The organism is Actinomadura luzonensis, from assembly GCF_022664455.2.
GTDB classification, from domain to species: domain Bacteria; phylum Actinomycetota; class Actinomycetes; order Streptosporangiales; family Streptosporangiaceae; genus Nonomuraea; species Nonomuraea luzonensis.
Map to the genome: position 1 here is coordinate 5992739 of NZ_JAKRKC020000001.1, position 18057 is coordinate 6010795.

Sequence of the window (18057 nt, forward strand, 5' to 3'; positions counted from 1 at the left end):
TCACTGGATGTCGGCGAGCGCCTTGACGTAGTCGGCGACGTCGCGCGCGGAGGAGATCGGTCTGATCACCGACCACCGGATCACACCCTCGCCGTCGATGATGAAGGTCCCCCGCTGGGCGAGCCCCTTCGTCTCATCGAACACACCGTACGCCTGAGCGACCTGTCCGTGTGGCCAGAAATCAGAGAGCAGCGAGAAGGGGTAACCCTGACGATCCGCCCAGGCACGGAGCGCGAAGACGGAGTCGACGGACACCGTGAGCACGCGCACGTCGTCGCCGAGCGGCGTGTCGCGCAGCGCGTCGAGTTCGTTGCCGCAGATGCCGCTGAAGGCAAGCGGGTAGAAGACCAGCACGACCTTGCCGCCCCTGAGCCGGGACAGGCGCACCGGGGCGCCGTGCTGGTCCTGTAGCTCGAAGTCCGGAGCCGGGGCGCCGACCTCGGCAGGATGCGCGTCCAAGCGGTTCACGCCTTCATCCTGCCGCATGAGCGGCGCCGGAGCTCCCTGGGTCACAGCTTCGGCGGGTCCTTATCGCCCCCGGCCCTTCGGCGTCACGAGCCTGGTTCCCGACCAGTCGGGGGCCGCGGAGACACTGCTGGTCTGCGACAGACCCGCGGTGGCGGCGTCCTCCCCGATGTCACTCGGCTCCACGTGGCCCTCGCGCCCGGCCTTGGGGGTGAGCAGCCAGATCTGGCCGCCTTCGGCGAGTGCACGCATGGCGCTGGTCAGCGTGTCGAAGAGGTCGCCGTCGCCGTCGCGCCACCACAGCAGCACCACGTCGACGACCTCGTCGCTCTCTTCGTCCAGCAGCTCAGTGCCGGTCACGTTCTCGATGGAGTCGCGGAGATCGTCGTCGACGTCCTCGTCCCAGCCGATCTCCTGCACCACCTGACCCGGCTTGAGGCCGAGTCGTTCGGCCAGGCCGCGCTCGCCCTGCGCCTGACCCGCGGTCGCGCTCACGTTTATCCCTCCTGCTTGAGTGGCCCCGCTTATGCGGTTTATCGCTTCGGGACAGTCCACACGCTGTGACCCTCAGTCGTCAACGGTCGCCACGGGTACGGCCGTAGTCGGCCAGATTCAATCAGACAAAAACGACAGGCGAACCTGACGTTGCGGGTTGTCGACGTTCAGGTCGACGAGGGCGATGGACTGCCAGGTGCCCAGCGCCAGCCGCCCGCCGAGCACCGGCACGGTGGCGTACGGCGGGACCAGCGCGGGCATGACATGTGACCTGCCGTGACCGCGCGAGCCGTGGCGGTGCCGCCACCGGTCGTCGGCCGGCAGCAGGTCGCGCAGCGCCGCCAGCAGGTCGTCGTCGCTGCCGGAGCCCAGCTCCAGCAGGGCGACGCCGGCGGTGGCGTGCGGCACGAAGATGTGCAGCAACCCATCCTCACCCTGACCGCGGACGAAATCGGCGCATTCGCCGGTGATGTCATGCACGGTCTCTCGCGAACCTGTGGCCACAGAGATGATTTCTGATCTCACGAAATAATCTTACTGACGCACATCGACGGCATCAGGGCCGGCAAAGACCGGCCCGGTGCGCCCGTCGCCGGACCGCACCGTACGCGGCGGCCCGCCGCACGGGCCGCGCATCTCCGCGATGACGCCGCTCCTGTCCCTTTTCCCAACGGCATACCCGTGTACCAGGAGACGGTCTCCTGCCGTCGCATTCATACCTCCCACATTGGTACGCAGAAAGCCGGACGAAAAGACCGGATCCCGAGATCGGACGATTTTTACCTCCCTCTTCCGGGGGAGGACCGGGCATGACGGGATCGTTACGCTGCGAGGAATGTGGGGTCTTGGGCTGCGCGGGCGGATGGCGGCCTCGTACGTGCTGGTCACGATCACCGCCGTGCTCCTGGTCGAGGCCGCGGTCGTCGCGGTGTTCCTCATTCCGCAGGCCGCCGCGTCCGACCTGGCGGGCGTGCTGGAGGAGCGGGCGGCCGGCGACGCCAAGGCGATCACCCAGGAGGCGGACCGGCTGGCGGCCACCGGCCGCGACGCCGACGCCCTGCTGCGCGACGCCGACGCCCTGCTGCGCGACGCCGCGGCCGCCAGCAGGGGCCGCACGCTCGCGGGCGGCGCCAGGCCGCACGCCGAGCCGGGCCTCGCCATGCTGGAGACCGTCGTGAACCGCGACGGCCTCATCCTGGCCAGCTCCGCCCCCGGCATCTACCGGCCCGGCACCAGGCTGGACCTGCCGTTGCCGATACCGGCGCCGAGACAGGCGCGCCCGCCCGTGGCCCCGCCCGTCCCGCCGCTGCCCGAGAGAAACGGCGACGGCGGCGGAGGCAACGGCCGCACCAGGACCGGGCCGACGGTCTGGCACCTCAGCCCGGTGCAGATCAAGAACCCGGACGGGCCCGGGGTGATCGGGTTCGTGCACGTCCAGGCCCCAGCCGACGCCGATCCGGCGACGATGCCCGACCTCACGCCCATGGTCGTCCTCACGCTGCTGGTGCTGGCGCTGGTGGTGCCGGTGGGGCTGGTGTTCGGGCTGCTGAGCACGCGGCGGCTGATCGGGCGGGTGCGCAGGCTGGCCGACGTCACGACGGCGGTGGCGGCCGGCGACTTCCGGCCCAGGGTCGCGGTGTCCGGCTCTGACGAGGTGAGCACGCTGGAGCAGTCGTTCAACGCCATGACCGACCGGCTGGGCGCGGCGGTCGAGACCGCCAGCCGCACCGCGCGCACCGAGGCCAGGCAGGCCGAGCGCGGCCGAATCGCGAGGGAGCTGCACGACTCCATCTCCCAGGACCTGTTCTCGCTGAGCCTGCTGGCCGCCGGCATGCGCCGGGCCGCGCCGCGCGAGCTGCGCGGCCAGGCGGAGGCGATGGAGCGGACCTCCGCGCGGGCGATGCGCGAGATGCAGGCGCTGCTGCTGGAGCTGCGGCCGGTGGCGCTGGAGGACGCGGGGCTGACGCCCGCCCTGGAGGAGCTGTGCCGGGCGTACGAGACCCGGCTCGGCCTCCGGGTGGAGGCGGTGCTGGAGGAGGTGGCGCTGGAGGCGGCGGCCGAGCACGCGGTGCTGCGGCTGGTGCAGGAGGCGCTGGGCAACGCGGTCAAGCACGCGGCGCCGTCCGAGGTCGAGGTGCGGCTGTGCCGGGACGGGGACGGCGCGGTCGTCGTCTCGGTGACCGACGACGGGACCGGCTTCGACCCGGCGGACGTGGCGGGGCGGCACGGGATGGGGCTGACGCTGATGCGCGAGCGGGTGACGGAGCTGGGCGGGCGGCTCACGGTGAGCAGCGGCGAGGGCGGCACGACCGTGACGGCGAGGCTGACGTGACCGGTCACGGGAGCGGCGACGAGCCGAGGACGCCCGTCCGGGTGCTGATCGTGGACGACCACGAGGTGGTGCGGCAGGGCCTCCGCTTCGTCCTGGAGCAGGAGGACGGCATCGAGGTGGCGGGCGAGGCCGCCGACGGCGAGGCCGCCCTGCGGGCCGTGCGCGCCCTGCGTCCCGACGTGATGCTCCTCGACCTCGTCATGCCCGGCACGGACGGCCTGGCGGCGCTGCGGGCGCTGCGGGAGGGCGGCGACGCGCCGGCCCCGGCGGTCATCGTGCTGACCTCCTTCCAGGAGGAGGACCGGGTGGTGGAGGCGGTGCGCCTCGGGGCGCTGTCCTATCTGTCCAAGACGAGCGCCGTGGACCGGGTGGTCGAGGCGGTCCGCGCGGCGGCGCGCGGCGGCAGCGTGCTGGAGCCGGGCATCGCGGCGCTGCTGGTCAGGCAGGTACGCCGGGCCGAGCGCCCCCGCCCGCTCGACACGCTCACGCCGAGGGAGCGGGACGTGCTGGCGGCGCTGGCGAGGGGGCGCTCCAACGCCGAGATCGCCAGGGACCTGCGGATGGGCAGGGAGACGGTCAAGTCGCATGTCAGCAGCATTCTGGCCAAGCTGGGCGTGTCCGACCGCACGCAGGCCGCCATCTACGCGCTCCAGCAGGGGCTCGTCCCGCTCGACGAGGCGCTTTGACCAGGCTGTTCGTGCCCCTGCGGAGGCCGCTGCCAGGATCGGCCGCTAGACTCGCCCGGCCGTCCTGGTGACGACCGTCCCCGTTCGGGGGAGGGTGCAGGTGCGGCAGGGGACGCCCCGGGGACAGGCCCAGGCATTCGAGCGAAATTTCGTTCATTTTCCTGTCTTGTTAAATTGCTCCCGGGATGTAACCTTTGACTGCGATTCGTCCTACCATCGGTGGTCTAGGCCATCGGAGCGCTCCCTGCCAGCAGGGACACTCTGGTTACCGGCCAGTAGAGATGCGTTTTCTACGGCTAGCGACCAGGATGGAAGGCGACCCAGACCAGACATCAGTCATTCTCGGAAGGCGAGACCCAGTGGCTTCCGGACGCCAGCGATTCTCGATCATCAGCGACGGCCTACCCAGCCAGCTGCCTGATGTCGACCCCAGTGAGACCAACGAGTGGCTCGAGTCTCTCGACAACGTCGTCAAGACCGAAGGCCGCACCAGAGCCCGCTACCTGATGCTGCGCATGCTGGAACGGGCCCGCGAGCACCAGGTCGGCGTGCCGGGCCTGCGGAGCACCGACTACATCAACACCATCCCGCCGGAGCGCGAGCCCTGGTTCCCCGGTGACGAGCACGTCGAGCGCCGCATCCGCGCCTACATCCGCTGGAACGCGGCGGTCATGGTGTCCCGGGCCAACGCCCGCACCAACGTCGGCGGCCACATCGCCACCTACGCCTCGGCGGCCTCGCTCTACGAGGTCGGCTTCAACCACTTCTTCCGGGGCAAGGACCACGGCGAGTCGGGCGACCAGGTCTTCTTCCAGGGGCACGCGGCGCCGGGCATCTACGCCCGCGCCTACCTGGAGGGCCGGCTCAACGAGTCCCAGCTCGACGCCTTCCGCCAGGAGCTCTCGCACGGCTTCCGCGGCCTGCCGTCCTACCCGCACCCGCGGCTCATGCCCGACTTCTGGGAGTTCCCGACCGTCTCCATGGGCCTGGGCCCGATCGGCGCGATCTACCAGGCGCGGTTCAACCGCTACCTGCTCAACCGCCAGATCAAGGACACCAGCCGCAGCCACGTATGGGCCTTCCTCGGCGACGGCGAGATGGACGAGCCCGAGTCGCTCGGCGCCATCGGCCTCGCCGCCCGCGAGGAGCTCGACAACCTCACCTTCGTCATCAACTGCAACCTGCAGCGGCTCGACGGCCCGGTGCGCGGCAACGGCAAGATCATCCAGGAGCTGGAGTCGTACTTCCGCGGCGCCGGCTGGAACGTCATCAAGGTCGTGTGGGGCCGCGACTGGGACCCGCTGCTCGCCGCCGACGTCGACGGTGTGCTGGTCAACCAGATGAACACCACCCCCGACGGCCAGTTCCAGACGTACTCGGTCGAGTCGGGCGCCTACATCCGCGACCACTTCTTCGGCTCCGACCCGCGCCTGCGCAAGATGGTCGAGCACCTGTCCGACGACGACATCCGCAAGCTGTCGCGCGGCGGCCACGACTACCGCAAGGTCTACGCGGCCTTCAAGGCGGCCCGCGAGCACGTCGGCCAGCCGACGGTGATCCTCGCCCAGACCATCAAGGGCTGGACGCTGGGCAAGGACTTCGAGGCGCGCAACGCCACGCACCAGATGAAGAAGCTCACCAAGGCCGAGCTCAAGGAGTTCCGCGACCGGCTCTACCTGCCGATCCCCGACTCGGCGCTGGAGGGCGAGCTGCCGCCCTACTTCCACCCGGGCGAGAACGACCCCGAGATCCAGTACATGAAGGAGCGCCGCGCGGCGCTCGGCGGCGTGCTGCCCAAGCGGGTGCAGCGGGCCAAGCCGATCAAGCTGCCGGGCGACGAGGTCTACAAGACCTTCGGCAAGGGCTCGGGCAAGCAGCAGGTCGCCACCACCATGGCGTTCGTGCGCCTGCTCAAGGACCTCATGCGCGACAAGGAGATCGGCCACCGGTTCGTGCCGATCATCCCGGACGAGGCCCGCACGTTCGGCATGGACGCCATGTTCCCGTCGGCGAAGATCTACTCGCCGCACGGCCAGACGTACGAGGCCGTGGACCGCGAGCTGCTGCTGTCGTACAAGGAGGCCGTGCAGGGCCAGATCCTGCACGAGGGCATCAGCGAGTCGGGCTCGATGGCCTCGGCGATCGCCGCCGGCACCGCGTACGCCACGCACGGCGAGCACATGATCCCGATTTACATCTTCTACTCGATGTTCGGCTGGCAGCGCACCGGCGACCAGATGTGGCAGATGGGCGACCAGATGGGCCGCGGCTTCCTGCTCGGCGCCACCGCCGGCCGCACCACGCTCAACGGCGAGGGCCTGCAGCACGAGGACGGCCACACGCCGCTCATCGCCTCCACCAACCCGGCCGCGGTCTCCTACGACCCGTCCTGGGCGTTCGAGGTGGCGCACATCGTCAAGGACGGCCTGCGGCGCATGTACGGCGACCAGCCGGAGGACGTCTTCTACTACCTGACCGTCTACAACGAGCCCTACCTGCAGCCCGCCGAGCCGGCGAACCTCGACGTGCAGGGCCTGCTCAAGGGCCTGTACAAGTTCGCCGACGGCCCGCAGACGCAGGGCCCGAAGGCCAACATCCTGTCCTCCGGCGTGGCGGGCCCGTGGGCGGTCGAGGCGCAGCGGCTGCTCGCCGAGGACTGGGGCGTCTCGGCCACCGTGTGGTCGGCCACGTCGTGGTCCGAGCTGCGCCGCGAGGCCCTGGCCTGCGAGGAGCACAACCTGCTCAACCCCGAGGCCGAGCAGCGCGTCCCGTACGTGACGCAGGCCCTGTCCGACGCCCAGGGGCCGTTCGTGGGCGTCAGCGACTACATGAAGGCCGTCCAGGACCAGATCGCGCAGTGGGTGCCGGGTGACTGGTCCTCGCTGGGCACCGACGGGTTCGGCCTGTCCGACACGCGCTCGGCGCTGCGCCGCCACTTCCACGTGGACGCGGCCTCGATCACGCTGGCGGTGCTGACCCAGCTCGTCAGGCGCAAGGAGCTCGACGGCGAGGTGCTGCGCGAGGCCATCGCCCGCTACCACCTCAAGAACGGCGTCACCGAGGCCGGCGGCGCGGAGAGCAACGACACGCAGTCGATGGGCGTCTGACACGTGGGCGTCTGACACGTGGGCGTCTGACACATCCGGACGGGGCGCTCCCGCGAATGTCCTCGCGGGAGCGCCCCTGTGTTCGGGGGGCGGGTGAGGCGGCACGTCAGGAGGGGTACGGGCCGCCTCACCCACATTTGGTGCGCAGTCGCGTATTGTGGGCACTCTTCCCCCCGGATGAACGAGGGGAAGTTTGTGCTATGCGACGTGTCCTAGCCGCCGCGCTGCTCGTCGGGGCCGCCGGCTGTTCCACAGCTCCCGCCCAGCCGGTCACGCAGGCCGCCGGAGGGCCCAGCGAGGCCGCCGGCCAGGTCGATTGGGGCCCCTGCACCGACATCAAGCGCCCGGACGGCGAGCCGCCGGCCCGCCAGGACGGCTCGGTGCGGTGCGGCAAGCTGACGGTGCCGCTGGACTACGACAAACCGGGCGGCGACACGATCGAGCTGGCGCTCATCAAGCTCCCGGCCACCGGCAAGGGGCAGCGGCTCGGCTCCATGGTGTTCAACTTCGGCGGCCCCGGCGCCTCCGGCGTCGACACCCTCGACCAGGCGGCCAAGGCCCTCGCCCCGCTGCGCACCCGCTACGACCTCGTCAGCTTCGACCCGCGCGGCGTCGAACGCAGCTCCGGCGTGCGGTGCGGCAGCGGCGCCGAGATGGACCGCTTCACCGCCCTCGACACGCTGCCGCCCGACGACGAGACGCACCGCCAGAGCGCGCAGATGAACAAGCAGTTCGCCGCCCTGTGCCAGCAGAACTCCGGCAAGATCCTGCCCTACGTCGGCACCGTCAACGCCGCCCGCGACATGGACCGCATCCGCGCCGCCGTCGGCGACCCCAAGCTCAACTACGTCGGCATGTCGTACGGCACCCAGCTCGGCGCCGTCTACGCCACCCTCTACCCGAAGAACGTCGGCCGCATGGTGCTCGACGCGCCGCTCGACCCGACCGTGACCTTCGAGCAGCGGACGCTGGCCCAGACGCGCGGCTTCCAGCAGGCCTACGAGAGCTTCCTGAAGTCGTGCGTCAAGGACGGCTCGTGCGCGGTGGGCAAGGACCTCGCCACCGCCAACGCCAACGTCGAGAACCTGATGAACGAGCTGACCGCCAAGCCGATCAAGGTCGGCGGCCGCGACCTCACCCAGGGCCTCGCCTCGACCGGCGTGGCCGCCGCGCTCTACTCCGAGCTGACCTGGCCGTTCCTGGAGCAGGCGCTCGGCGACGCGCTCAAGGGACGCGGCGAGGCGCTGCTGTACCTGGCCGACTCCTACACCGGGCGGTCCGAGGACGGCTCGTACTCGACCCAGATGACCAGCTTCCCGGCCATCACCTGCGTGGACACCGCCGAGCGGCCGGACGAGAGCGTGCTGCGGCGCACCGAGCAGCAGGCGCTGAAGATCTCGCCGCTGTTCGGCAGCGAGGGCTCCGGCGGGCTGTGCCGGGTGTGGCCGGTCAAGGGCAGCGACCAGGCCAGGCACGTCAACGCGACCGGCTCAGCGCCGATCGTGGTGATCGGCGGCCGAGGCGACCCGGCGACGCCTTACGAGTGGGCGCCCAGGCTCACCGCCCAGCTCAGGACCGCGACGCTGGTGACGTACGAGGGCGAGGGGCACGGGGCGTACCTGTCGGGCAGCAAGTGCGTCCAGGGGCTCGTGGACGGCTACCTCATCAACGGCAAGGTGCCGCAGAAGGGTGCCACCTGCCCGGCCGCCTAGGCTGTGCCGCGTGGACTACGAATCGCTCATCGAGCGGGAGACCGAACGCCTCGCCGGGCTGTCGGGCGACCTGACGGTGCCGGTGCCGACCTGCCCCGGCTGGACGACGGCCGACCTGATCACGCACGTCGGCCGGCTGCACCGCTGGACGGTGCACCTGCTGCGCAACCGGGTGCAGGAGCCCCTGTGGTCCCGCCAGGCGCCCGTCGAGCTGCCCGAGGGCGGCGCCGACCCCGGCTGGCTGCGCGACGGGGCCGCCGAGCTGGTGCGCGTGTTGCGCGAGACCGACCCCGCCATGGAGATGTGGACCTGGGGGCCGGACCGGCGGGCCTCCTGGTGGGCGCGGCGGATGGCGTACGAGCTGGTGGTGCACCGGGTCGACGCCGAGCTCGCGCTCGGCCTCGACCCGGTGGTCCCGGCGGAGGTCGCCGTGGACGGCGTCGAGGAGCTGCTGCACAACCTGCCGTCGGCCACCTGGGTGACCAGGCCGCTGGCGGAGCTCGGCGTGGAGGGGGCCACGATCCACCTCCACGCCACCGACACCGCCACCGACACCACCACCACCGCCACCGCCACCGACAGCGAGGCCGAGGCCGAGGCCGGCTCCGGCGAGTGGACCATCACCCAGGGCCCCGCCGGGAGGATCGACTGGGCGCGCGGCCACGCCAAGGGCGACGTCGCCGTTCGGGGACCGGTCGCGGACCTGCTGCTGCTGGTCTACGGCCGGCGCTCGCCCGACACGCTCACGGTCTTCGGCGACCGCGACCTCCTCACCCGCTGGCTCGCCGCCGCCTCCCTCTGACCCGCCCGCCGGCGAGACGCGGCCCCTGTGCGCCCGCCCGGCCCCATGAGCGCGGACGGGCGTGGCCGGGGTGTGGCCCTGGACGCGCCGCCGCTCGGCGATCGGCGGCGTGTCCAGGGCGAGGGGGTGACCCGCGCCGCCCCGCCGCCCCCGGAGGTGAGCCCTGTGGGGAGCGGCGGCGCGGGCGGCCCGTGCGCGGGCCGGGCTGTGCGGGGAAGGCGCGATCCCGGCCCGCGCACGGGTCATCACCTGCGGTGGAAGATCCCGAAGAGGCTGCCCGAGGTGTCCTGGAGGTAGGCGAAGTCGGTGCCCGCGCCGTCGTCGATGACCTTGGCGATCACCTTGCCGCCGAGGGCCTCGCTGCGGGCGCAGGTCTCCTCCACGTCGGCCACCCGGACGTGGAAGACGGCGTGCGCGGGGAACTCGCCCTTGGTGTTGTAGAGGCCGCCCGCCGGCTGCTCGCCGCCCGGGTAGCCGATCATCCGGTAGTCGAGCGGGCCGTCGCCGGGGGCGAACGTCCAGCCGAACAGGCCGCCGTAGAACCGCTGGGCGCCTTCGGGGTCGTCGGTCGCGACCTCGAACCAGGTCACCGTGTTGTCCATCGTCGTCTCCTTGGTTTCTCGAACAGGACAACGATCTGACGCTTGGGCGACAACCCTATGTCGGTGTTTCTTCTTGACTTTTCGAACATATCGCCGCACTCCGCTCGCTCGCTCAGTCGAGGACCGTGCCGTGCACGACCATCTCGGGGACATCGGTGGCGAAGCCCTCGAGCGGCCGGTCGGGGCAGCGCTCGCCGGTGACGGTGGCGGCGGCGATGCGGTCGAGACGGAAGACCCGCACGTCGTCGCGCAGCCGGCACCAGGCCACGAGGTACCAGAACCCGCCGCGCCCGCCGAGGAAGACCCCCGGCTCGACGTCGCGGGAGGTGAGGGCGCCCTTGGCGTCGGCGTAATCCAGCCGCAGCACGCGCCGGCGCAGCAGCGCCTCCTCGATGGCGCGCGAGACGTGCTCGGAGCCGAGCGGCCGGGCCTCGTCGTCGCGGTCGGCGGGGTGGCGCACGAGCTGCACCCGCCGGGCCAGCTCGCGCGCGAGGTCGCCCTCGGGGCCGGGCATGGCCGAGACGACCTTGCGCAGGGCGCTGCGGGCGTGGCGGGCGAACGGCTGGTCGCCCGCCTGGCTGAGCGCCACCGCGATGGCCACGGCCTCGGCGGGGCTGAAGTTGAGCGGGGGCAGGGACATCTTCTTGTCGATGGCGTAGCCGCCCTTGCGGCCCGGCTCGGCGTAGATGGGCACGCCCGACTCCTGGAGCGCGGTGATGTCGCGCTCGATCGTGCGCACGCTGACCTCGAACCGCTCGGCGAGCGCGCGGGCGGAGCGGCAGCGGGGCGCGATGGCGCGCAGGTCCTCGACGAGCGCGTAGAGCCGGTCGGTACGGTTCACAGCCGGAACGCTACGTGCCGCCACTGACAATCGCGCCACGCGGGCCACACTCGCCACATCCTCCTGTCCCTCACGACAGGGAACTCTGACCTCCGAGGGGAGGGTCAGGGCGGCTTGCGAGCGGAGAGCGCCTTTCACGGCGGGGAAAACGATCGTATTTTCTCCCGGCCGGTGACCCGCGCGGGGCGGCACCGCGCCGTCCCGCGTCGCCCGCATCGCCGACGAGCAGCCGCACGGCCTGCTCGTGTGGGTGCGCGACGGCCGGTCGCGCGAGTGGACGTACACGACCGGCTCCTGCAACCGCACGGTCACCTGCTGAGCGAGGAGCCCCCAGGCGTCAGCCCCGGGTCCACTCCAGCAGCCGGTCGAGCGGCCAGGTGTTGACGACGCGCTCGGCCTCGATCCCGCATCTGGCCGCCCGCTCGCAGCCGTACCGCTGCCAGTCGAGCTGCCCGGGCGCGTGCGCGTCGGAGTCGATCGCGAACAGGCAGCCCATCTCGTACGCCAGCCGCATCAGCCGCTTGGGCGGGTCCAGCCGGTCGGGCCGCGAGTTGATCTCCACCGCCACCCCGAACCGGCGGCACGCCTCGAAGACCAGCTCCGCCTCGAACTCCGACTCCGGCCGCTTGACGCCTCGCTTCCCGCCGCCCTGCACCACCCGGCCGGTGCAGTGCCCGAGCACGTCCACGAGAGGATCGGCGATGGCGGTGACCATGCGGCGGGTCATGTCCTCGCCGCCCATGCGCAGCTTGGAGTGCACGCTGGCGACCACCACGTCCAGCCGGTCCAGCAGCTCGGGCTCCTGGTCGAGCGAGCCGTCGAGGTTGACGTCCACCTCGATGCCGGTGAGGATCCGGAACGGCGCCAGCCGCTCGTTGAGCTTCGCCACCACGTCGAGCTGGCGCTCCAGCCGCTCGGCCGTCAGGCCCTTGGCGATCGTCAGGCGCGGCGAGTGGTCGGTCAGCGCCCAGTACTCGTGCCCGAGCGCCCGCGCCGCCTCGGCCATCTCCTCGATCGGCGAGCCGCCGTCGGACCAGTCGGAGTGGCTGTGCAGGTCGCCCTTGAGCGCGGCGCGCAGCCCGGCGGTCTCGGCGTCCAGCTCCACGCCCTCGGTCGCCCGCATCCGCCGCAAATACGTCGGAACCTGGCCATCGAGGCTTTCGTTCACCACAAGGGCGGTGACCTTGCCGATGCCGGCGAGGTCGCCGAGCCCGCCGCCGCGGGCCAGCCGCACGAGCTCGTCCCTGGGCAGCTCGGCGACGACCGCGGCGGCGCGGCGGAAGGCACGCACGCGGTACGTCGGCTCGCCGGCGCGTTCCAGCAGGAACGCGATCTCGCGCAACGCCTCGACCGGGTCCATGTGTCCCTCCTACCCACCCGCGTTGAGTGAGGAGCGTTTCCGGATTGAACGCGGCCGAGAGCCACCGATAGGCTGATCGGCCACTGAAAGCAGGAGCTAGATGGCAAAACCGCCCCACAACCAGCCGACGCCGCCCCAGGAACGCAAGTCCTCCAAGGCCATCCAGTTGACCGTACTCGGCGTCCTGTCGGTGATGCTCGTCGGCTACTGCGCGGCCACCGCGGACGACGACGACGTCACCGCCGACTGCGTGGTGCAGCTCGACGACGGCACCTACGAGGTCGTGGACGACGACTACTGCGACGAAGACGACGGCCACACCTCGCACTACTACGGCGGCTCGCGCGGGGCGTACCTGTGGTACTACGGCGGCACCAGGGTCGGCAACAAGATCCGGGGCGGCACCACCTACCGGCCCTCCGACGTGGACATCACCTCCCGCAGCGGCAAGTCCATCCAGCGCGGCGGGTTCGGCAAGAGCTGGAGCGGCGGGAGCTGAGGCGTGCGCCGCGAGCATGGCACTCCCAGGCCCGGCTGGGAGAAGACGATCGAGGGGCAGGGCCTGGCCTACCACCGCGCCGCCCACCCCGCGGGCCTGTCCAGGCCCTACTGGGACGAGTCGGTGCACTACGTCTTCTCGATGGAGGAGGTCGAGGCGCTGGAGCAGCAGGTCGAGGAGCTGCACGGCATGTGCCTCAACGCCGTCGAGCACGTGGTGACGACCGGCCGCTTCGCCGACTTCGCCGTCCCCGAGTGGGCGTGGGAGGAGGTCGCGCGCTCGTGGGAGCGGCGCGACCCCCACCTGTACGGCCGCTTCGACCTGCGCTACGACGGCACCGGCCCGGCCAGGCTGCTGGAGTACAACGCCGACACCCCGACCTCGCTGGTGGAGTCGTCCGTGGTGCAGTGGTACTGGCTGCAGGACGTCCACCCCGGCGACGACCAGTGGAACTCCCTGCACGAGCGGCTGCTCGACCGCTGGCGCGAGCTGCGGCTGCCGTCCGGCCCGGTGCACTTCGCCTTCACCAACGCCGACGAGACCGGCGAGGAGGCCATGACGGTCGCCTACCTCCAGGAGGTCGCCGAGCAGGCGGGCCGGCCCACCGTCTCGGTGGCCATGGAGGACATCGGCTGGGACGAGCTCAACCACCGCTTCGTCGACGCCCGCGACGGCGTGATCCGCTCGGCGTTCAAGCTCTACCCGTGGGAGTGGATGCTCTCCGACGACTTCGGCCGGCACGCCGTGCGCCACGCCACCTGGATCGAGCCACTGTGGAAGGCGCTGCTGTCCAACAAGGCGCTGCTGGCCGTGCTGTGGGAGCTCTACCCGGGGCACCCCTCGCTGCTGCCGGCCTACCTCGACGGGCCCCGCGAGCTGACCTCGTACATCACCAAGCCGCTGCTCGGCCGGGAGGGCGCCGCGATGCGGGTCGTCACCCCTGAGGGCACCCTGGAGACGCCCGGCCACTACGGCCGCGAGGGCTACGTCCACCAGGGCTTCGAGGCGCTGCCGGAGTTCGGCGGGCAGCGGCCGGTGCTCGGCGCGTGGGTGGTCGCCGACGAGGCCGCCGGCCTCGGCATCAGGGAGAGCACCGGGCTGATCACCGACGACACCTCCTCCTTCGTCCCGCACCGCATCGCCGACTGACATCCCCCGCACCTGAACCAAGGAACAGACGTGACCCTTCTGGAAACCCTCGCCCGCGGCGCGGGCGCCATCGCCTCCTACGCCGCCGTCGGCGTGATCCTCATGATCGTGGGCTTCTACGTGATCGACTGGGCCACGCCCGGCAAGCTCAGCCACATCATCCGCAGCGAGCGCAACCCCAACGCCACCCTGCTGGCCACCTCCGCCCTGGCCGCGGTCGGCCTGATCGTGGCGGCCTCCATCTGGGCCTCCGGCGGGCGGCTGGCCGAGGGCCTGGCGGGCACGGCGGTGTTCGGCCTGGTCGGCATCGTGGTGCAGACCGTGGCGATGCTGGTCTTCGACCGGATCGTCGGCATCTCGGTACGCGACCTGGTCAAGGAGCCCGACCTGCAGCCCGGCGCGCGCCTGCTGGCGGTGACCCACGTGGCGATCGGCCTGATCACCGCGGTCGCCGTGATCTAGCGCCGGCGCGGCGGACGCCGACCGGCGTCGCGGTCACCGGGAGCCACCTGGCACTCTAGAGGGCGTGACAGACCGGACCCGGGAGGACACCACGCGCAGGCTGGAGCGGGCCATGGGCTCGCTCGGCACCGCGGCGATGGCCCGCATGGACGAGCAGCTCCCCTGGTTCCGCGCGCTCAGCGCCGAGGACCGCTCCTGGGTGGGGCTCGTGGCGCAGGCGGGCATCGCGGCGTTCGTCGAGTGGTTCTCGACCGCCGGGGAGGACCGGCCGACGCCCAGCATCGAGTTCTTCGGCACCGCGCCGCGCGAGCTGAAACGCTCGATCTCGCTGCAGCAGACCGTCGACATCGTGCGCGTCGTGGTCGAGGTCGTCGAGGCGCAGACCGACGAGCTGGCCGCCCCCGGCGGCGAGGACCAGCTCCAGCAGGCCATGCTCCGCTACACCCGCGACGTCGCCTTCGCCGCCGCGCACGTCTACGCCCGCGAGGCCGAGGCCAGGGGCTCCTGGGACGCCCGGCTGGAGGCGCTCATCGTGGACGCCCTGGTCCGCGGCGAGGTGGACGACGGCCTCCACTCCTGGGCGGCGGCGCTCGGCTGGACCTCCTCCCCCGTGGTCGTCATCGCGGGGCACGCGCCCGAGGGCGACCCGCGGGCGGTCATCGACGGGCTGCGCGAGCGGGGCCGCCGCATCGGCATGGACCTGCTGGCCGGCGTCCAGGCCGACCGGCTCATCGTGATCGTCGGCGGCGCGGAGAGCGTCAACGACGCGGCCAGGCAGGTGGTGGCCCGCTTCGGCATGGGCCCCATCGTGGTCGGCCCCGAGGTGCCCGACCTGCACGCCGCTCCCCGCTCGGCGCGGGCCGCGCTCGCCGGGCTGAAGGCCAGCGCGGGCTGGCCGGACGCGCCCCGGCCGGTGCACGCCGAGGACCTGCTGGCCGAGCGGGCGCTCGACGGCGACGAGGACGCCAGGGAGCAGCTCATCGAGAACGTCTACCTGCCGCTGGCCGGCACGCCGCTGCTCGACACGCTGGCCACGTACCTGGAGCAGGGCACCTCGCTGGAGGCGACCGCGCGGCTGCTGTTCGTGCACCCGAACACGGTCCGCTACCGGCTGAAGAAGATCACCGAGCTGACCGGCTACCAGCCCACGGAGGGCCGTTCCGCCTTCACGCTCCAGGTCGGCCTCATCCTCGGCCGCCTCGCCGAGACAGCCGTAACGTGGCGGGCCCTAACGTAATCAGGCCGAAATCCCCACTGTGGGTTTCCTACAAATCGGCCTGGACAAAGTTCGTATGGATCTCCATCCGCGTGTCGAAGTTCTACAGGGCAAGGTGGAATGCGTGCTTGTACTCGTCGCTCCGGGCCAAGGCGCCCAAACCCCAGGCTTCCTCACCCCCTGGCTCGAGCTGCCCGGCCTCGCCGACCGGCTCGGCGCCTGGTCGGAGGTGGCCGGGATCGACCTGATCGCCTACGGCACGACCGCCGGCGCCGACGAGATCCGTGACACCGCGGTGGCCCAGCCCCTGCTGGTGGCCGCCGCGCTGGCCTCGGCCGAGGCGCTGGGCGCCGCGCCCGACGTGCTGACCGGGAACGTGCTGGCCGGGCACAGCGTGGGCGAGTTCGCCGCGGCCGCGCTGGCCGGGGTGCTCACCGCCGAGCAGGCGCTCGCCCTGGTCCGCGAGCGGGCCCAGGCGATGGCCAAGGCCGCCGCGGTGACCGAGACCGGCATGACGGCGGTGCTCGGCGGCGCCGAGGACGACGTGCTGGCCGCCATCGACAAGCACGGGCTCACCCCGGCCAACATCAACGGCGCCGGCCAGATCGTCGCCGGCGGCACGCTGGAGCAGCTCGCGGCCTTCGCCGCGGATCCGCCGGCGCGCGCCCGGCTGCGTCCCCTGTCCGTGGCGGGCGCGTTCCACACCCGCCACATGGCCCCGGCGGTCGAGAGCCTGCGCGCCGCCGCCGCGGCCGTCGTGCCCGCCGACCCGCGGGTCACGCTGCTGTCCAACGCCGACGGCCAGGCGGTCGCCGGCGGCGCCGCGTTCGTCGAGCGCCTGGTCAGCCAGGTGAGCAGCCCCGTCCGGTGGGACGCCTGCATGGAGACGATGGCCGGGCTCGGCGTCACCCGGATGATCGAGCTGCTGCCCGGCGGCACGCTGACCGGCCTCGCCAAGCGCGCCCTGCGCGGCGTCGAGACCGTGGCACTGAAGACCCCCGACGACCTCGACGCGGCCAGGGAGCTGATCAAGTGAGGATCCCCGACATCGCCCCCGGCGCCCGGGTGCTGGCATTCGGCCACTACCAGCCGGCCAACGTCGTCACCAACGACGACCTGGCCAGGACCATGGACACCAACGACGAGTGGATCCAGTCGCGCGTCGGCATCAAGGAGCGCAGGGTCGCCGCCGCGGGCGAGTCGGTCGAGGACATGGCGACCATCGCGGGCGGCAAGGCGCTGGCCGCGAGCGGGCTCGGGCCCGACGACGTCGACCTGGTGATCGTCGCCACCTGCACGCTGGAGACGCAGATCCCCAACGCCTCCGCCGTCGTGGCCCACCGGCTCGGCATCACCGCGCCGGGCGCGTTCGACGTCAACGCCGCCTGCGCGGGCTTCTGCTACGCCCTCGCCACCGCCAGCGCCGCCGTGCGCGGCGGGTCGGCCAGGAACGTGCTGGTCATCGGCAGCGAGAAGCTGTCGCAGTGGGTCGACTGGACCGACCGCTCCACCGCCGTGATCTTCGCGGACGGCGCGGGCGCCGCGGTCGTCGGCCCCGCCGAGACGCCCGGCATCGGCCCCGTCGTGTGGGGCAGCTCGGGCGACAAGGCCGAGGCCATCTCCATCCAGGATCGCACCACGTTCCTGCACCAGGAGGGGCAGACCGTCTTCCGCTGGGCGACCACCGCGCTGCACCCGGTGGCCCTGGAGGCCTGCCGGCGGGCCGGCGTCGAGCCGTCGGAGCTGTCGGCCTTCGTCCCCCACCAGGCCAACCTGCGCATCGTCGAGGCCATCGCCCGTAAGCTGGGCGCCGACAAGGCCGTGGTGGCGCGCGACATCGTCCACGCGGGCAACACCTCCGCCGCCTCCATCCCGCTCGCGCTGTCGCGCATGCTGGAGCGGGGCGAGGTGCGCTCCGGCGGCCTCGCCCTCGTGCTGGGCTTCGGCGCGGGGCTCACGTACGCGGGCCAAGTGATCGAGATTCCGTAGGATCACCACCCGCGGCACCCACAAGGCTTGTGCGGCCCACGGCCGCACGGATCCCAGGAAAACCCTAAGGAGAGACAACGACATGGCTGCCAACGAGCAGGACATCCTCGCCGGCCTCGGCAAGATCATCAACGAGATCACCGGCATTCCGGCCTCCGAGGTGACCCCCGAGAAGAGCTTCGTGGACGACCTCGACATCGACTCCCTGTCCATGGTCGAGATCGCCGTGGCCGCCCAGGACGAGTTCGGCGTCGAGATCCCCGACGACCAGCTGAAGAACCTGAAGACGGTCAAGGACGTCCTCACCTACATCCAGGGCTGAAGAACCCGCCGGCCGAAT

19 protein-coding genes are annotated in these 18057 nt (G+C 71.8%); 12 read left to right on the forward strand and 7 right to left on the reverse strand.

The window, feature by feature from the left end; all coding sequences use genetic code 11:
* From MF672_RS28410 to MF672_RS51845, 4 genes are all read right to left on the reverse strand, one after another.
* Entirely contained in the window at positions 1 to 468 is a 468-nt protein-coding gene (locus tag MF672_RS28410) for a peroxiredoxin (RefSeq protein WP_407654746.1), read from the reverse strand.
* A gap of 60 nt (positions 469 to 528) precedes the next feature.
* Positions 529 to 960, reverse strand: coding sequence for a DUF3052 domain-containing protein (locus tag MF672_RS28415; protein ID WP_242376403.1), 432 nt, complete (start codon positions 958 to 960; stop codon positions 529 to 531).
* A 117-nt stretch (positions 961 to 1077) separates the two neighbouring features.
* Entirely contained in the window at positions 1078 to 1485 is a 408-nt protein-coding gene (locus MF672_RS28420; RefSeq protein WP_242376402.1) for a secondary thiamine-phosphate synthase enzyme YjbQ, read from the reverse strand.
* A 9-nt stretch (positions 1486 to 1494) separates the two neighbouring features.
* Entirely contained in the window at positions 1495 to 1899 is a 405-nt protein-coding gene (locus tag MF672_RS51845; protein ID WP_308210520.1) for a DUF1918 domain-containing protein, read from the reverse strand.
* Between MF672_RS51845 and MF672_RS28430 the strand changes: the two genes are divergently transcribed.
* The 5 genes from MF672_RS28430 to MF672_RS28450 all read left to right on the forward strand — a co-directional run bounded on the left by MF672_RS28430 (position 1796) and on the right by MF672_RS28450 (position 9599).
* Entirely contained in the window at positions 1796 to 3292 is a 1497-nt protein-coding gene (locus tag MF672_RS28430; protein WP_247815465.1) for a HAMP domain-containing sensor histidine kinase, read from the forward strand. The two genes, MF672_RS51845 and MF672_RS28430, sit on opposite strands and share 104 nt — an antisense overlap.
* A complete protein-coding gene (locus MF672_RS28435) occupies positions 3289 to 3978 on the forward strand; it encodes a response regulator (protein ID WP_242381600.1) in 690 nt (229 codons plus the stop codon). The genes MF672_RS28430 and MF672_RS28435 overlap by 4 nt, the downstream gene beginning before the upstream one ends.
* Positions 3979 to 4337: 359 nt before the next feature.
* On the forward strand, positions 4338 to 7085 hold the full coding sequence (gene aceE, locus MF672_RS28440) for a pyruvate dehydrogenase (acetyl-transferring), homodimeric type (protein ID WP_407654747.1): 2748 nt from the start codon (positions 4338 to 4340) through the stop codon (positions 7083 to 7085).
* Positions 7086 to 7285: 200 nt separating this feature from the next.
* Positions 7286 to 8797, forward strand: coding sequence for an alpha/beta hydrolase (locus MF672_RS28445; RefSeq protein WP_242381601.1), 1512 nt, complete (start codon positions 7286 to 7288; stop codon positions 8795 to 8797).
* Positions 8798 to 8807: 10 nt separating this feature from the next.
* Entirely contained in the window at positions 8808 to 9599 is a 792-nt protein-coding gene (locus MF672_RS28450; RefSeq protein WP_242381602.1) for a maleylpyruvate isomerase family mycothiol-dependent enzyme, read from the forward strand.
* 245 nt (positions 9600 to 9844) lie between these two features.
* Here MF672_RS28450 and MF672_RS28455 read toward each other — a convergent pair whose 3' ends face one another.
* The 3 genes from MF672_RS28455 to MF672_RS28465 all read right to left on the reverse strand — a co-directional run bounded on the left by MF672_RS28455 (position 9845) and on the right by MF672_RS28465 (position 12402).
* On the reverse strand, positions 9845 to 10201 hold the full coding sequence (locus MF672_RS28455; protein ID WP_242381603.1) for a VOC family protein: 357 nt from the start codon (positions 10199 to 10201) through the stop codon (positions 9845 to 9847).
* Between the two features lie 112 nt (positions 10202 to 10313).
* Positions 10314 to 11042: a helix-turn-helix transcriptional regulator gene (locus MF672_RS28460; RefSeq protein WP_242381604.1), complete on the reverse strand. Its 729-nt coding sequence runs from the start codon at positions 11040 to 11042 to the stop codon at positions 10314 to 10316.
* A 337-nt stretch (positions 11043 to 11379) separates the two neighbouring features.
* Positions 11380 to 12402 (reverse strand): PHP domain-containing protein, encoded by a 1023-nt coding sequence (locus tag MF672_RS28465; RefSeq protein WP_242381605.1) that lies wholly within the window; start codon positions 12400 to 12402, stop codon positions 11380 to 11382.
* Positions 12403 to 12502: 100 nt separating this feature from the next.
* Here MF672_RS28465 and MF672_RS28470 point away from each other — a divergent pair, with 100 nt between their 5' ends.
* The 7 genes from MF672_RS28470 to MF672_RS28500 all read left to right on the forward strand — a co-directional run bounded on the left by MF672_RS28470 (position 12503) and on the right by MF672_RS28500 (position 18039).
* Positions 12503 to 12901, forward strand: a complete 399-nt coding sequence (locus tag MF672_RS28470) for a hypothetical protein (protein ID WP_242381606.1) — start codon at positions 12503 to 12505, stop codon at positions 12899 to 12901.
* Positions 12902 to 12904: 3 nt separating this feature from the next.
* On the forward strand, positions 12905 to 14050 hold the full coding sequence (locus tag MF672_RS28475) for a glutathionylspermidine synthase family protein (protein WP_242381607.1): 1146 nt from the start codon (positions 12905 to 12907) through the stop codon (positions 14048 to 14050).
* Positions 14051 to 14080: 30 nt separating this feature from the next.
* A complete protein-coding gene (locus tag MF672_RS28480; protein WP_242381608.1) occupies positions 14081 to 14512 on the forward strand; it encodes a DUF350 domain-containing protein in 432 nt (143 codons plus the stop codon).
* 112 nt (positions 14513 to 14624) lie between these two features.
* Complete coding sequence (locus MF672_RS28485) at positions 14625 to 15749, forward strand: PucR family transcriptional regulator (protein WP_242381619.1); 1125 nt, start codon at positions 14625 to 14627, stop codon at positions 15747 to 15749.
* Between the two features lie 103 nt (positions 15750 to 15852).
* Positions 15853 to 16764 carry an ACP S-malonyltransferase gene (locus tag MF672_RS28490; protein ID WP_242381609.1) on the forward strand — a complete coding sequence of 304 codons (912 nt, stop codon included), beginning with the start codon at positions 15853 to 15855 and terminating at the stop codon, positions 16762 to 16764.
* Positions 16761 to 17717: a beta-ketoacyl-ACP synthase III gene (locus MF672_RS28495; RefSeq protein ID WP_242381610.1), complete on the forward strand. Its 957-nt coding sequence runs from the start codon at positions 16761 to 16763 to the stop codon at positions 17715 to 17717. The genes MF672_RS28490 and MF672_RS28495 overlap by 4 nt, the downstream gene beginning before the upstream one ends.
* A gap of 82 nt (positions 17718 to 17799) precedes the next feature.
* Complete coding sequence (locus MF672_RS28500; RefSeq protein WP_242381611.1) at positions 17800 to 18039, forward strand: acyl carrier protein; 240 nt, start codon at positions 17800 to 17802, stop codon at positions 18037 to 18039.
* Positions 18040 to 18057: the final 18 nt, after the last annotated feature.